This window comes from Prevotella sp. lc2012 (genome assembly GCF_900107065.1).
Lineage (GTDB): Bacteria > Bacteroidota > Bacteroidia > Bacteroidales > Bacteroidaceae > Prevotella.
Window position 1 is genome coordinate 378,346 of sequence record NZ_FNUF01000001.1, and the last position, 16,652, is coordinate 394,997.

The window sequence follows — 16,652 nt, forward strand, 5'->3', positions numbered from 1 at the left end:
TAACAGAACTCTTTTCAGTGTAAAATTATCCTAAATTCACTGTTTTCTATTTCCTCAATGCCAGCGTATAATTATAATAGCGACTGTTTCCCGTCACCTCCTCGATCACCTTGATGAAAGGCGGGAAGTTCACGGTCTCCTGCTCGGCAATACCCTTTGTCTCCATCATCACCAGATTGTCGATGGGCGCCAGGAAGGTGTCGATCTCGAAATACTGTCCTTTCCAGATAAAGCTCCGACGGTGCTTATGGATGGTCTGCCGATAGGGATCGGCCTGCTGGAGCAACGACTTATAGAGGTTGTTGTTCACCTGGCGTTCCGTCTCTATCTGCTCCGTATCAGAGATACGTTTCTTCGTACGATGCACGTTGACCACCTTACCGTCCCAGATACGTCGGCGCAGGCGCACCTCACACCCCGGCTCCGCCACCAGATAGGTCTGGATGATATCACTCTCCGTACACTCGGGAATCTCCCCAACGATCTCCACTCTGTAGACCCGCTCCTCCTGCACCCGCTGAGGCAGTCCGAGCACATTCGAGATCTCCTTGATGACACGGTTCAGCTTCGCGTCGAAGTCATCGTGGTTGTTGATCACGCGCAGATGCGGATGACCGGTCCAGGCCTTGATCACCTTTTTGTCCAGTTCCCGGGCCAGACGCAGTCCTTCCTCATCGGCATTCTCATAACGGATGGCGTTCGTGGCCGTCGTATAATACTGTTCCGCACCGTCGGCGGCACTCACCAGATGGAGCACCGCGTCATAGCGTTCACGCAGACGGTTGGAGTCCGACCCGCACATCGCCGTGATCTCCTCCCACTCCTCGGGCTTCATATAGGCAGAGATATCCATCGTCCCTCGGTCGCAGACCATCAGCACCGGTTTCGTACAAACCTCGGCCAACCGCTGGAAAGAGTCTTCCAACGCCAACTGTGTCTCAAGGATGGCCCGTTCTCCCTCGTAATAGAGGTTACGGTTAGGTGTCAGGTAGTTCCAGCCGCCCTGGCTATACAGCGTAGGCACCTCAGGCACCATAAACACCTTGTATCCCATTCCGGAGAAATACTCATTAATCTTCACCAGTGCCGTCGTCTTACCGGCACAGGGTCCTCCCGTCAGAACAATCTTCTTGATTTCCGCCATGTTATCTTCCTAACTCCTGCTTACGCCCATTAAATACTTAATTCATCAAGTACCGTTATCAGTTTCTTATCAAACGGCTTATCAGTACGGATGCACTCACTGAATGGCACGTACACCACCTCGTTGTTTCTGACACCGACCATGATATTACGCTGTCCCTGACGCAGGGCCTCGATGGCACCGACACCCGTACGACTGGCCAGGATACGGTCGTGAGCCGACGGTGTACCGCCACGCTGCAGATGCCCCAGGATCGACACACGTACATCGAACTCCGGGAACTCCTTCTTCACACGATCGGCATAGTAGAGAGCGCCACACTTCGGACTCTCCGACACGATGACGATACACGACTTCTTCGACTTACGGATACCACGTCCCATGAACTGTGCCAACTGGTCCACATCTGTCATATCCTCAGGGATGATGGCGGCCTCGGCACCACTGGCGATGGCTGAGTTCTGGGCCAGGAAGCCCGCATCACGTCCCATCACCTCGACGAAGAAGATACGCTCGTGCGAGTTGGCGGTGTCACGGATACGGTCCACACACACCATGATCGTGTTCATGGTCGTATCATAACCGATGGTAGAGTCCGTACCGTAGAGGTCGTTATCAATGGTACCAGGCAGTCCGATACAGGGGAAGTCGAACTCCATACCGAAGTCACGGGCACCTGTCAGCGAACCGTTACCACCGATCACCACCAGGGCGTCGATCTCCTCTCTCACACAGGTCTCATAAGCCTTCAACTTACCCTCCGGTGTCATGAAGTCCTTGGAACGGGCTGTCTTCAGGATCGTACCGCCACGATTGATGATACCACTCACATCCTCTGTCGTGAACGGCTTGACCTCACCTTTGATCAGACCGTCATAGCCACGGTATATGCCTTTGATGTTAAACCCGTTATAGATGCCGGCACGCGTCACCGCGCGAATAGCAGCATTCATGCCTGGTGCATCACCTCCTGAGGTGAGCACACCAATCGTCCTTATCTTTGTCATTTCCATATATGTTTTAGTTATACAAATACATTTCCAACCACAAGACGCCCAGTCCGATGAGCCATCCCGTCAGCACCTTCAGTGTCAGGTTCTTCATATACCATCCCACACGGATATGCTCCATCTTCATCAGGGCCACACCACTGATGGAACCGATGGACAGCAGACAACCGCCGACGGCTGTCGTATAGGCGATGATCTTCCAGTAGGCACCGTTGGCGATGAAGTTACCGATATAGTCGCCCGGCAGTGCACCTCTGATCACCGGATAGAGCGAGATATCACTGATGGCAATGGTGAAGGAGTCGACCAAGGCACTGAGCAGACCGGAGACAATACCCAGGATCCACACGCTGTGCACGTTCTCGTTCATCCATGCCGACACATCTTCGAACACGCCCGTCTCCGTGACCACACCCATACCCAGCATGATACCCATGATGAAGAGTATCTGCTGCAACGAACCGTACTGGAGCGCCCGGGGTGTCAGGCGTTGCGACATCTGGTCGGCATTCATCAGTTTACGGTTCATCACCTCGTTGACCACCCAGAGCACGCTCAGCACACAGAGAGCGCCTAAGAACGGTGACAGCTTCGTGATGTTATGGAAGGTCGGGATAAACCACAGACCACCGATGCCCACGAACAGCATCACCACACGCTGCCAGGGTTTCAGGTTGGTGTCGTCGCCACGGTAAGGCATCGGCGACCACTGTGTGTCGAGCCGTTCCGGCAGCTCACGGTTGATGAGGATGGTCGGCACCACCCACGCCACGATAGCCGGCAGAGCCATATACGACGTGAAGTTCGTGGCAGTCACGGCACCGTCGCCCCAGAGGAGCAGTCCCGTCGGATCACCGATAACGGTGAAACAACCGCCACAGTTGGCTGCGATCACGATGGCACATCCTATCAGCATCCGCTGGCGACGGTTCTGTACAATCGAGTGCATGATGACCAGCATCATCGTCGCCGTGGTCAGGTTATCAAGATTGGCCGACACGATAAAGGTGGCGAAGGTGATCGTCCACAACAGGCGTTTGGAGTTACGCGTCCTGATCCAGGAGGTCACGAAGTCGAAACAGCCGTTGTTGTTCAGGATCTCGATGATGCTCATCGTAGCGAGCAGGAACATCACGATGCTTGCGGCCCTACCCACATAGTAGAGGAAGAGATTATCGTAGATATAACCCTTCGCGGTCTCACTCGTCGGGTCGGCACCCGCCAGGTAGTCGATATAGTCCAGGGAATGCTGCGACATGACAAAGTCGGTACCATAGCAGATATACAACACCCATCCCACGGTTCCGATGAACATGGCGATGGCAGACTTGTTCACACCGGTCAGATGTCCCGTGCCGATCAGCACGTACCCCAGCAATAGCAATATAACAATTATCAGTGTCATTTTTACGATAGTATTTTAACGGGGGCCCGGAACCAAACTACGGTTCCTCGCCCATCCTCCTCATTATCCTTGGCTCCAATCGTTCCGCCCATCTTGTCGATCACGGCCTTACAGATGCTCAGTCCCAGTCCGGGCGTCTTCTCTTGAAGGTAGGTGTTCTTATCCGACAGCAAGGCGAAGATATTATCCTTGAGTTCCTCTGGCAGTCCGCAACCGGTGTCCTTCACCTCCACGGACAGACCGTCGTCCTTCACGTCATAGCTCAGCGTCACCTTCCCCTCCTCCGTATGCTGTTGGGCGTTCTCCAGCAGATGCATGGTCACCATCCGCAGCAGCTTGGGGTCGATCATCACACGGACACCGCTTACCGCCGCGTTCACGTCGAGCGTCACACCCTCGGCCAACTGTGTCCGGGTCTCCTCCGCATAGTCGTTCATCACCTGGTCGATATCCACCTCCTGCGGGTCGAAGAGATGGTCATTCTCCTCAATATCCGACAGCAACAGCAGCTCGTTGATGAGATGAAGCAGTTGCAGTCCGTTACCGTTAATCAGATTCATCAACTGCGCCTTCTCATCCTCCGGCATCTCCCCGTCGGGTGTCGTCATCAACAGGTCCGAGAAACCGATGATGGCGTTCAGCGGTGTCCGCAGGGCATGACTGATATTACTCAGGAAGAGTCCCTTCAGCTGTTCACTCTTCTTGGCACGTTCCATCTCCCGCAGAATCCGTCGGCGGTTGAGGAGCAGCACGTAGATCATCAGGAGCGAGAGCAGGAGCAGCAGGATACCGATGAGGAACCACACCCATGTCGGGATGATATTCGTGTCGAAACTCGTCTTGATCCGACCGTACACGGCCTCCGTCACACCGTCGGCCTCCATCTTGTCCAACTCCTTGTCAATGGCTTCTATCAGACGCTTGTCGGAGCTCACGTAACAGTACTCCCGTGGTCCAAGCGTCAGATCGGCGCTCGCCAGATTGTTCAGGTGGTTCTGTTCGATCATGAACTGGGCCTGGAAACGGAAACAGATCACCCCGTCGTAACTGCCCGAGGCCAACTCGAACAGAGCTCGTCTCAGGTCCTTCACCACCACCGGATTGGCACCAGCTTTGGTCAACGTATCGACGACAGGCTGCGACTCCATCAGGGCGATGGTCTTACCGTTCACGCTACGCAGTCCGTCTCTGTTTTGCTCCTCCCCTTTCCGGTACACGATCTGGTAGTACAGCCGGAACACGGCCTGCGAGTAGTTGGTCAGATTCTTCCGGTTCGGCGAATAGAGCATCATGGCCAGTCCCACTCGGTTGTTCACCACATCATCCACAATGGTCTCCCAGTTGTCCGGCTTGTATTCGAAGGGGATATCCAACCGGTTCATCAACACCTTCGTGAAGTCGAGATCAAGTCCATGGGGCTCACCCCTCATATCCACCATCTGCAGGGGCGCATAGTCCAGGTCGATGGAGAAAAAGAGCGGGTTGTCTTTCGTATAACCAAGATTGTCGGCGCTTACCGAAAAGGCAAGTGTCAGCATAAAAAGGATACAACTCAGTCTTAGCTTCATATTGGCAACCGTTTCAAGCTTATGGCTTGTATGGCGACAAAGATACGAAAAAAGTCTGTAACCACCAAACTTTTTGGCTGAAAGAAAAAATCCCCCGACGTAACCGTCAGGGGATTAGCATTTATTTAGCCTCCGAAATTATCGTACATGATCGACTCCGGATCGACACCGAGACTGTCGAGCATTGAGACGACGGCGGCCGACATCGGTCCAGGACCGCACATGTAGTACTCCACATCCTCCGGAGCCTCGTGATCCTTCAGGTAGGTATTGAGCATCACCTGATGGACGAAGCCCGGCGTGTACTTCACGCCTGCGGCGTCGGCAGCGGGATCGGGACGGTCGAGTGCCAGATGGAAGTGGAAGTTCGGGTATTCCTTCTCCAGTCCGAGGAAATCGTCCAGATAGAACACCTCGTTGAGCGCACGTGCACCATAGAAGTAATGCATCTCACGATCGGTGGTGTGAAGGGTCTTCGTCATGTGCATGATCTGAGCACGCAACGGAGCCATACCGGCACCGCCGCCGACCCATATCATCTCCTTCTTCGAGTCGAAGTGCGGGTGGAAGTCACCGAACGGTCCCGACATGATCACCTTGTCGCCGGGCTTCAGTGAGAAGATATACGACGAGGCGATGCCCGGGTTCACATCCATGAATCCGCTACGGTCGGCCTTGAACGGCGGTGTAGCGATACGCACGGTGAGCATGAACACGTCGCCCTCTGCCGGATAGTTGGCCATCGAGTATGCACGGATGGTGGGCTCGGGGTTCTTACACTTCAAGGGGAACAGACCGAACTTCTCCCACGACGGCAGATACTCGTCACCGATGAGCGACTTGTCGAAGTCCTTATCATAGTCGATGCAGTCGAAGGCAGGGATCTTGATCTGGGCGTAAGAGCCTGGCAGGAAGTCCATATGGGCACCGGCAGGCAACTGCACCTTGAACTCCTTGATAAACGTAGCCACGTTCTTATTGGAGATCACCGTACACTCATATTCCTTTACACCGAGGATGCTCTCATCGACATGGATCTTCAGATCACCCTTCACCTTACACTGACATCCCAGACGCCAGTGGTTCTTAATTTCTTTACGTGAGAAATGGGGTTTCTCCGAGTCGAGGATCTCACCGCCGCCTTCGAGCACCTGTACCTTACACTGACCGCAGCTGGCCTTACCACCACAGGCTGAGGGCAGGAAGATACCGTTCTCGTTGAGTGTCGCCATCAGGTTGTTTCCCTGGGCCACACTGAGGGTACGGTCGCCGTTAATCTCAATATTCACATTACCGCTGGGACTGAGATACTTCTTAGCCACCAACAGGATAATCACCAGCAGGATGATTACCGCGAGGAAAACCCCTATACTATATGCTATAAACTGAGCCATAACTTCAATTTTTCAATTCTATAATTCTTAAGTTTTATATGTTCAGTCCTGAGAAACACATCATCGCCATGGCCATGAGACCGACGGTAATAAACACGATACCGAGGCCCTGCAGGGGCTTGGGCACATCCGAGTACTGCATCTTCTCGCGGATGGCACCCAGTGCCACGATGGCGAGCGTCCAACCGAGACCCGAACCGAAGCCGTACACCATCGCATCCCAGATGGAGGTGATGGCCTGAGAGTTGGTCGGCTCCATGAGGATACGCTGCTGCATGAACAGCGAGGCACCCATGATGGCGCAGTTCACGGCGATCAGCGGCAGGAAGATACCCAGTGCGGCATAGAGCGACGGTGAGTATTTCTCGACGGTCATCTCAACGAGCTGCACCATACCGGCGATCACGGCAATGAAGAGGATAAACGACAGATAGCTCAGGTCGACGCCTTCTGCGAGGCAGTCGGGACCCAGCACCTTGGTCTGCAACAGATAGTTCACGGGTACGGTGACGGTGAGCACGAAGGTCACAGCCAGTCCGAGGCCCAACGAGGTCTTCACGGTCTTCGACACAGCCAGATAAGAGCACATGCCCAGGAAGAAGGCGAAGATCATATTGTCGACGAAGATCGACCTGAATAATAATGATATTGCGTGTTCCATATCTTACTTCTCCTTATAAAAATAGGCACGATGCACCCAGATCACACATCCCACGAGGATGAGGGCCATGGCCGGCATCGTCATCATACCGTTGTTCATATATCCGAAATCATAGGCGCAGTCGGGAATGATCTGGAAGCCCAGCAGACTGCCACGACCCAAGAGCTCACGTGCAGCGCCGACGATCACGAGGATCATCGCATAGCCGAGACCGTTACCCACACCATCGAGGAACGACGGCCAGGGCTTGTTCTGCATGGCGAACGCCTCCAGACGACCCATCAGGATACAGTTGGTGATGATCAGACCGACATACACGCTCAGCTGCACGCTCACATCATAAGCGAAAGCCTTCAGGATCTGCGATACGATGGTCACGAGCGCAGCTACCACGACCAACTGCACCACGATACGGATACGGTTAGGGATGGTATTGCGGATGATCGAGATGATCACGTTCGAGAATGCCGTAATCACCGTTACGGCCAGACCCATCACGATAGCTGGCTTCAACTGTGAGGTCACAGCCAGTGCCGAGCAGATACCCAGCACCTGACCCAGAATAGGATGGTCTACGTTTAACGGGTTTGTGAAAACCTCCTTATTTTGCTTACTGAATAATGCCATAGTTTTATTCCTCCACTACTTTAGTTGAATCAGTATTTGCAACAGTCTCGAGCATTCTGCCGACAGCGTATATTTGGAAACCCTTCAGGCCATCCTTCAGCATAGCATCAACACCGTTCGAAGTCAGAGTAGCACCAGTCACACAGTCAACCTGTGTAGCGGCATCCTCAACCTTCTTAACAACCGAGAGTACTACGTTGCCGTTCTCATCCCAGATCTGCTTGCCGATAAATTTCTCCTGCCAAGCCTGAGAGTCCTTGATTTCGGCACCCAGACCGGCGGTCTCGCCCTCGTGGTTGAAGTAGGCACCGTAAACCTTGCCCTTTTCGTCGATAGCAAGATAACCGCTGATACCACCCCAAAGGCCCATACCCTTCAAGCTTACTACGGTAATGTCTTTGCCATCAATCTGGCATTCATAAGTCTTCTGGCCGTTATCTTCGTTCTCTTTCTCAGCCTTCACCACCTCGGCATACTTTGCCTCGGCCTCCGAACCGTCGAGGTTACGGATGTTCAGCGAGTAGAGAATCTGCTTCTTCACGTCAAGGGCGACGTTCGCATCCTGCATAGGCTTCAGTGCCTTATAGACAAAGGCCAGCAGGAAGGCGACGATCACCACCAGTATCGCACTATATATGATAATGTACGAATTCGAGTTTGTATTCATTTTCATATCTACTTCCCTCCTTACTCCTTTACACCTTTACTTCTGTTCAATCGCTTCGAGATATTACGCTCCACCACGAAGTGGTCGATCATCGGAGCGAACATGTTACCAAAGAAGATGGCGAGCATCATACCCTCGGGATAACCGGCGTTCATCACACGGATGATGATAGCCATCGCACCGATGAGGAAGCCGTAGATATACTGACCGCAGGTCGTACGACAAGAGGTCACGGGGTCGGTAGCCATGAACACGGCACCGAAGGCGAAGCCACCGAGTACGAAATGATGCCACCACTCGATCGACTGACCGGTCGTCTGGAAGATGAAGGCCAGCACGCCACCACCTACGAACACGCTCAGCATGGTGCGCCATGAGGCGATGCCCGTCCAGAGCAACAGGATAGCGCCCAGGGCGATGGCAAACAGGGAGGTCTCACCGATAGAACCGGGGATGAAGCCACAGATCATATCACAGATGGAAGCATCGGGAGCGATGCCCTGACCGATCTGTCCGAGTGGTGTGGCAGCGGTGAAGCCGTCGGGCAGTGTGTTACCCAGACCGAAGATCGAGTCCTGAGCCACCCAGACGGTGTCACCTGTCATCTTCGACGGATAGGCGAAGAACAGGAACATACGGGCTGCGATGGCCGGGTTGAAGATGTTCATGCCCGTACCACCGAAGATCTCCTTACAGAAGATCACGCTGAAGGCGCAGGCCAGAGCCAGCATCCACAACGGACAACCGACAGGTACGATCAACGGGATCAGGATACCCGACACCAGATAACCCTCCTGGATCTCCTCACCCTTCCACTGGGCCCAGGCGAACTCAATGCCGAGACCGACGATGTAGCTGACCAGGATCTTAGGCAGGACTGCCAGGAAACCGAAGAAGAACACCTCCAGGAAGCTGGCCGATGCCAGTGTACCGGCAGCCAGGTAGTTCTGATAACCGATATTATACATACCAAACAGCATGGCAGGCATCAGGGCGAGCACCACCATACTCATAATACGCTTCGAGTCGATGGCGTCGTGGATATTCACGCCAGTCTTCGCCGTGTCATTAGGCACGTACAGGAAGGTCTCAAAGCCGTCGAACACCGAACGGAAGGCGTGTAGCTTGCCACCCTCTTCGAAGTTCGGCTTGATCTTATTGAGATAATTTCTTAAATAACTCATATTCTTTTTATTTGCAGTATCATCTACATTCTTACCTATGCGTTCTCTTTACGCAAGATATTCAGTCCTTCACGCACGATGCGCTGCAGTTCCAGCTTCGAGCTGTCAACGAACTCCGCCAGGGCGAAGTCCTCTGGACTCACCTCATAGATACCCAGCGCCTCCTGACGGTCGATATCACCGGCGATGATGGCCTTGATCAGATACTCGCCATAGATATCCATCGGCAGCACCTTGTCGTACTCACCACTCATGATGATATGACGCTGACCACCTTTCACACGGGCATCCAGCGCATAGCTTTTCTGACCCAACAGCCAAGAGAAATAGCTGCGGTTCACAGAGAACTGCTTGAAGCGCGGCAGGATCCAACCCAACAGCTCGTCGGCGTCGTCACCCTCGGGTATCACGGTGATCTCAGAGGTGTGGGCACCCAGATAACCGTCCTTGGTCGTCACACGACCCGTCAGCACATTACCGTTGATGATACGTACGCTCTTCGTGGCGTCATAACTGTTGCTCAGGAGTGTGGCGAGCTCCTCACCCACCAGCATATCGACATAGGCGGGATTCTTCACCTCACTACCGCAGAGGGCCACCGTACGACGCAGGTCCACCTTTCCGGTATTGAAGAGACGACCGATGAAGAGCACGACCGTCGGATCACCGATGGTCCACACCACCTCACCCTTATTCACCGGGTCGAGATGGTTCACCTGAACACCAACGTTACCGGCAGGACACGGACCGTCGAACACGTTCACATCGACATCCTTCATGCCCTCCAGGGCAGAGCCCACGCCCACGCCGAGATAGGTCTTGGCAATCTTCGAGAGGGCGGTCAGACCCGTCTGGAAATCTGCCTCCTGACCTTTCACCTCATATTCAAAACTGGCAGCAAGCGGTTTGTCGCGCAGCGCAGATACAAAAATTGCCTTAGGCTGGACACTCGGGTTGGTTGAAACAGCATAAGGCAACTGGTCGATGTAACCGAAGATACCGGCTTCCAGCAACGCGTTGATCACTTGCTCGCCTGTCATGGTGCCGACCTCCCGTTTGCCGAAGTCCGTAAACTCCTGCTGGGCATCAGCATCCACCTTCACGCAGAGCACTTTCCTACGCTCACCACGCACCACCTCACGGACTGTACCGCTGACAGGCGAGGCAAACTTCACTTCCGGATACTGTTTATTCACAAACAAAGCATCCCCGGCCTTGACCTTATCACCTTCCTTGACGATCACCTTCGGAGTCACTCCCTCGAAATCATCCGGAACCAATGCGTACTTTCCGCTCGATTTCAACTGGATCTTCTTCTCCTCAGCCAGTCCTTTCAGGTTAATGTCCAAGCCTTTGCGTAACTTAATCACATTTGCCATTTATATAAAGTTTGATTGAATAGTCGCTCAAATGCGCTTGCAAAATTAATAATAATTAGGTATAAATTGAGCAAAAAACAATAGAAAAATGCGATTATACCGATAAATTGTCGTATTTTTGCAGAGTAATTCAGTCAAAGGGAAAATAATTGCCATATCTGACTGACAAAATATAGAAACCACCAGGACAGATCCACGTGAAAGTTCTCAAACGACTTGTCAGTATAGCCATCTGGAGCATCATCGCCATCAACCTGATGCTCCTGGGCGTGTCGCACCTGCCAGCAGCCCAACGGTACATCGGTTCGAAAGTGTCCGAGGTGCTTGGGGAGAAGTTGGGTACCCAGGTGTCCGTGGGCCGTGTCGACCTAGGGTTCCTCAACCGTATGATCATCGACGACGTACTGATCTACGACCAGCAGCAGAAAGAGATGCTCCGGGTGGCCCGCCTGTCGGCCAAGGTCGAGCTCATGCCACTCACCGAAGGACGCATCTCCATCTCGTCGGCACAGTTGTTCGGTGCCCATGCCCGTCTGTACCGGAAGGATGCGCAGTCGAAGCCCAACTACCAGTTCGTGCTCGACTCCCTGGCATCGAAGGATACGACCACCCATACGCCCCTCGACCTGAAGATCAACTCGTTCATCATGCGCCGTTCCAGTGTGGCGTACGACGAATATGATGTCGCCCCGACACACGGGCGCTTCAACCCGCACCACCTGTATCTGAGTGATATCAGTGCCTATATCAGTCTGAAGGCTCTGACCGACGACTCCCTGCACGTCAACGTGAGACGACTGGGATTTAAGGAACAGTCGGGTCTGGAGGTGAACCGTCTGACCTTCCATCTCGAGGCTGGTCAGCAGTCGGCCTCTTTGGAGGATCTCCTGTTGGAGATGCCCAGCTCGCGCCTGCAGATCGACACCCTCAAAGCCACCTACCGCCTATCCCCCACAGCGTCCAAATCGACCGCCCGTCCACATCACTCCACGCCACGGTCCCCACATCACTCCACGCCACGGTCCCTGAGCCTGTCGAAGGGCACGTTGACCTTCCATGGCGGCATCAAAAACTCCTTCATAACCCCTTCAGACCTAAGATGTTTCAATCCCTCACTCAAGAACTTCCAGAGAGAGATATACATCGAGACACAGGTGCATGGTACCGACACCCACCTGACAGTCCCCTCCCTCCAGCTGTTCACCCAGGAGAAGGATATCGACATCGATGTCAACGGCTGGATAGAGCACTGGCAGAAGCAACCCGCCTGGCATCTGCAGATGGACCGGATCGCCTGCTCGGAATATAGTCTGGACTTCCTCGCCAAGACCTTCCCCCAACTGCCTCAGGAGATTAAGCGTATCGGCAGTCTGCGGATGAACGGCACCTTCGACCGCAACCAACAAGGGACGACAGCGCTGAAGAGCATCGTCAACTCCGGTGCGGGCGATGTGGACCTGCAGTTCACGATGACCGCCGACCGTTCCTTCGACGGAAAGGTACATACCGACGGACTCCAGCTCCAGCGCCTGTTGGCCGACGAGGCCTTCGGCATCCTCGCCACACAGATCGACGTCAAAGGTCGGTTGTACGACAAGCAGAAGCCCGACATCACCGTCAATGGTCTCATCGACCAACTGGAGTATAACCACTATACCTATAATCATATCACCATCGACGGCACCTACCAGCAGGGCGCCATGAGCGGCACCTTTAACATTGCCGACCCGAACATCGTGGCCCAACTGAGTGGTGAGCTGACCGAGGGGCTCTTCGACGGTTCCTCCGTCAAGGCCAAGAAGGTGAAGGTTGAAGGGGCAGTCACACGATTCGTACCTGCAGCCGTCGGACTGGCCGACTGGGGCACGACGGAGGTGTCGGCGACCATCGATGCCGACTTCACCGCCCATACCATCAACGACGCACAAGGTAGTCTGCACATCCGCGACTTCACCATGACAGGCACGGAGAATGCCGCACCCTACCGACTCGACCACCTGACCGTCACGTCGGGCTACGACGGTGGCATCCATTTCGTATCGCTGAAGAGCGACTTCGCCGACGCGGAGCTGAAGGGCTATTTCGACTACAAAACGCTCGCACAGAGCGTCACCAACTATGTGGGTTCCAAGCTCCCAACCCTGCCGGGCCTGCCCGTCACACGTCAGAAGACCGACAATAACTTCAGTCTCTCGCTCCTGATGACCAAGTCCGACTGGCTGCAGCGGTTCTTCGGGGTCGATCTCCAGCTCACCCGTCCGCTGTCCCTGACCGCCCAGATGAACGACCGTACCAAGGCGATCAACCTCGACGGTACACTGCCAGCCTTCGCCTATAACGGTGCCCGCTACTCCGACGGTATGATCCGCATCACCTCCCCCGCCGACACGATGAAATGCGACGTGAAGGTGAAGAAGCATCAGGACGACGGTGACATCCAGAGCATCCACCTGCAGGCCGATGCCCATCAGAACGAGATCATCGCCTCCCTCGACTGGGACAATCATAACCTCGAGAAACGGATGAGCGGTCAGCTGAACAGCATCATCAGTCTCTACCAGAACATCGACAACAAGTCGGAAGCGCATGTCCGCATCCTGCCGTCACATGTCATCCTGAACAACGGCACCTGGACGGTGGAGCCGTCAGACATCCTCTATGCACAGAACCACCTGCTGGTGGACCACTTCGCTGTGAACCGTGGCGAACAGCATATCATCATCGACGGCACCGCCTCGAAACATAGCAGCGACGTGCTCACCGTCGACCTCAACGAGGTGGAGGTGGGCTATATCCTCGACCTCGTCAACTTCCACGCTGTGGAGTTCAACGGTAAGGCGACCGGTCGGGCGCAGATATCATCGGCGTTCGGCGACTTCGCCGCTAACGCAGACCTGACGGTCGACGAGTTTAAGTTCGAGCAAGGACGCATGGGCGTGCTACACGCACAGACGACCTGGAACCAGGAGAAACAGCAGATCGACATCCATGCCGTGGCCGACGACGGACCTGAGGCCAAGACCCATATCAACGGCTTCGTGTCGCCGACACACAACACCATCGACCTCGCCATCCGTGCCGACGGCACCTATATCGAGTTCATGCATAACTTCACGAAGAGCTTCCTGAGTCATATCACAGGACATGCCGACGGTGAGGTGCGTCTGGCCGGCACGCTCGACAACATCAACCTGACCGGTCAACTGGTGGTCGACGGTGAGGCCTCCGTCACACCGCTCAACACCACCTACCAGCTACGCCGCGACACGGTGGTCATGATCCCCGACGAGATCGAGCTGCGCCACATGCCGCTCTACGACCGTGACGGACATACCGGCTACCTCTCCGGCGGTATCCACCACCAGCACCTGACGAACCTGAGCTACGACCTGTCGGTAGAGGCCAATAACCTGTTGGCCTACGACTTCAACGACTTCGGCGAGAACACGTTCTACGGCACTGTCTATGCCACGGGCGACGTGGCCATCCACGGACGTTCCAACGAGGTGGTCATCGACTGTAATGTCACCCCGCAGCGCAACTCTGTCTTCGTCTATAACGCCGCCAACCCCGATGCCATCTCCAGTCAGGAGTTCATCGAATGGGTGACAGCCCCCGACTCCACGGCCACCCAGACCGCCAAGAGCACCAGTGTACCCAACCGGGCCACTGACACCGATATCTATATCAATTTCCTGATTAATGCCACCCCGGCGGCCACCCTCCGTCTGCTGATGGATGCCACCACGAAGGATTATATCACGCTCAACGGCGACGGTACCATCCGTGCCACCTTCCATGATAAGGGCGCCTTCAACATGTTCGGCACCTACACCGTGGACCACGGTACCTACGGCATCACGATTCAGAACATCATCAAGAAGAACTTCACCTTCAACCGCGGCGGCACGATCGTCTTCGGTGGTGACCCCTATCAGGCTGCACTGAACCTGCAGGCGGTCTATCCCGTCAACGGTGTCAGCCTCTCCGACCTGAATATCGGCAACAGTTTCACGAACAACACCATCCGTGTGAACTGTCTGATGAACATCGGCGGTCAACCGGCGGCCCCGCAGGTGGACTTCGACCTGGAGATGCCGAACGTCAATGCCGACGAGCAACAGATGGTACGCTCCGTCATCAACGGTCAACAGGAGATGAACCAACAGGTGGTCTATCTGCTCGGCATCGGACGTTTCTACAACCAGGGCGTGAACAACAGCACCGGCAGTGAGCAGCCCGACCAGGCCTCACTGGCCATGCAGAGCTTCCTCTCCGGCACGCTCTCCACACAGATCAACACCTTGCTGAACCAGATCATCAAGAACGACAACTGGAACTTCGGTGCGAACATCTCCACTGGTAACGAGGGATGGCATAACGCCGAGTACGAGGGTATCATCAACGGTCGCATGCTCAACAACCGTCTGCTGTTCAACGGACAGTTCGGTTACCGTGACAATGCCACCCAGGCCAATCCGTCGTTCATCGGCGACTTCGACGTGCAGTACCTGCTCTACCCCAACGGCAACCTGGCCCTGAAGGTGTACAACCAGACCAACGACCGTTACTTCACCAAGTCGTCGCTCAACACCCAGGGCATCGGTCTTATCATGAAGAAAGACTTCAACGGACTTCGCGACCTCTTCACGATCAAGAAGAAGCGCAAAAAGAAAAAATAAAGAACGGGAGCTGTTATCTGCTGCCGATATAGAGGAACACCATTCCAAGGAGTACCAGCGCCAGGTCGAAGGCCTTCGCCTTCAGGTTCTTCTCGTGGAAGAACAGGGCGCCGAACATAAAGCTCACAATCACACTGCCGCGACGAATCATCGACACGATGCTGATCATGGCCTCCGGCAGACTCAGCGAATAGAAATACATGAAGTCGGCCGTCGACAGAAAGAGACTCACGCCGAGGATCGACCACGACCAGTGGAACGGGGTCGTCTCCCCGTGCTTCGGCCACCAGAGCAGCCACAGCATCACACCCATCATCCCACACTGATAGATATTATACCACGACTGCACCATCATCCGGTCCAGTCCTACGCCGCCACTCTCGGGCGGTGCCATCAGGAACTTATCATAGAGACCGCTGATAGCACCGAACACAGCCGCTCCCACGATCATATAGATCCAGTGGTCGTGCTTGAAGTCGATACCCTCCTTCTTACCGCTGCGACTCAGCAACAGGAACGAGGCGATGGCCAGTAACACACCGACCCACTGCCACAGGTTCAACCGCTCACCGAACACCAGCAAGGCGCCCACCAGCACCATCACCGGACGTGTCGCATTGATCGGTCCTACGATCGTCAGCGGCAGATGCTTCATACCGAAATAGCCCAGTATCCAACTCGACAGGACGATCAAGGCCTTCAACAGGATATAACGGTGCAGCTCCCAACCGCCGCTGGCCACATGGAACACCGTTCCGTCGAGCACCGTCGACGAACCGCTCAGGACGATAAAAGGAAGGAATATCAGTGATGAGAACAACGTGTTCAGGAACAGTACCGGAATCACCGCGTTCTCTCTCAACGCGTGTTTCTTAAACGAATCATAGCAGCCCAACAGCGCTGCCGACATAAATGCCAATATCAGCCACAT

The 16,652-nt window shown here is 54.6% G+C and carries 12 protein-coding genes; 1 reads left to right on the forward strand and 11 read right to left on the reverse strand.

What is annotated here, in order from left to right; genetic code table 11:
• Positions 1–46 precede the first annotated feature (46 nt).
• The 10 genes from BLU99_RS01685 to BLU99_RS01730 form a co-directional block, all read right to left on the reverse strand.
• Positions 47–1,144, reverse strand: a complete 1,098-nt coding sequence (locus BLU99_RS01685; protein ID WP_091899437.1) for an AAA family ATPase — start codon at positions 1,142–1,144, stop codon at positions 47–49.
• 29 nt (positions 1,145–1,173) lie between these two features.
• Entirely contained in the window at positions 1,174–2,151 is a 978-nt protein-coding gene (gene pfkA, locus BLU99_RS01690; RefSeq protein WP_091899438.1) for a 6-phosphofructokinase, read from the reverse strand.
• 13 nt (positions 2,152–2,164) lie between these two features.
• The gene (nhaD, locus tag BLU99_RS01695; RefSeq protein ID WP_091899439.1) at positions 2,165–3,559 is read right to left on the reverse strand and encodes a sodium:proton antiporter NhaD; all 1,395 of its coding nucleotides are present in this window, start codon (positions 3,557–3,559) and stop codon (positions 2,165–2,167) included.
• Positions 3,560–3,561: 2 nt separating this feature from the next.
• Positions 3,562–5,127 carry an ATP-binding protein gene (locus tag BLU99_RS01700; protein WP_091899440.1) on the reverse strand — a complete coding sequence of 522 codons (1,566 nt, stop codon included), beginning with the start codon at positions 5,125–5,127 and terminating at the stop codon, positions 3,562–3,564.
• A gap of 125 nt (positions 5,128–5,252) precedes the next feature.
• Positions 5,253–6,521, reverse strand: a complete 1,269-nt coding sequence (gene nqrF, locus BLU99_RS01705; RefSeq protein ID WP_091899441.1) for an NADH:ubiquinone reductase (Na(+)-transporting) subunit F — start codon at positions 6,519–6,521, stop codon at positions 5,253–5,255.
• Between the two features lie 34 nt (positions 6,522–6,555).
• The gene (nqrE, locus tag BLU99_RS01710) at positions 6,556–7,182 is read right to left on the reverse strand and encodes an NADH:ubiquinone reductase (Na(+)-transporting) subunit E (RefSeq protein ID WP_091899442.1); all 627 of its coding nucleotides are present in this window, start codon (positions 7,180–7,182) and stop codon (positions 6,556–6,558) included.
• 3 nt (positions 7,183–7,185) lie between these two features.
• A complete protein-coding gene (locus BLU99_RS01715; RefSeq protein WP_091899443.1) occupies positions 7,186–7,809 on the reverse strand; it encodes an NADH:ubiquinone reductase (Na(+)-transporting) subunit D in 624 nt (207 codons plus the stop codon).
• Positions 7,810–7,813: 4 nt separating this feature from the next.
• On the reverse strand, positions 7,814–8,476 hold the full coding sequence (locus BLU99_RS01720; protein ID WP_091899444.1) for an FMN-binding protein: 663 nt from the start codon (positions 8,474–8,476) through the stop codon (positions 7,814–7,816).
• 20 nt (positions 8,477–8,496) lie between these two features.
• Complete coding sequence (locus BLU99_RS01725) at positions 8,497–9,660, reverse strand: NADH:ubiquinone reductase (Na(+)-transporting) subunit B (RefSeq protein ID WP_091899445.1); 1,164 nt, start codon at positions 9,658–9,660, stop codon at positions 8,497–8,499.
• 35 nt (positions 9,661–9,695) lie between these two features.
• Positions 9,696–11,039: a Na(+)-translocating NADH-quinone reductase subunit A gene (locus BLU99_RS01730; RefSeq protein WP_091899446.1), complete on the reverse strand. Its 1,344-nt coding sequence runs from the start codon at positions 11,037–11,039 to the stop codon at positions 9,696–9,698.
• Between the two features lie 197 nt (positions 11,040–11,236).
• Here BLU99_RS01730 and BLU99_RS01735 point away from each other — a divergent pair, with 197 nt between their 5' ends.
• Complete coding sequence (locus tag BLU99_RS01735) at positions 11,237–15,721, forward strand: translocation/assembly module TamB domain-containing protein (RefSeq protein WP_091899447.1); 4,485 nt, start codon at positions 11,237–11,239, stop codon at positions 15,719–15,721.
• A 13-nt stretch (positions 15,722–15,734) separates the two neighbouring features.
• Here the strand turns inward: BLU99_RS01735 and BLU99_RS01740 are convergent, their stop codons facing one another.
• On the reverse strand, positions 15,735–16,652 hold the full coding sequence (locus BLU99_RS01740; protein ID WP_091899448.1) for a DMT family transporter: 918 nt from the start codon (positions 16,650–16,652) through the stop codon (positions 15,735–15,737).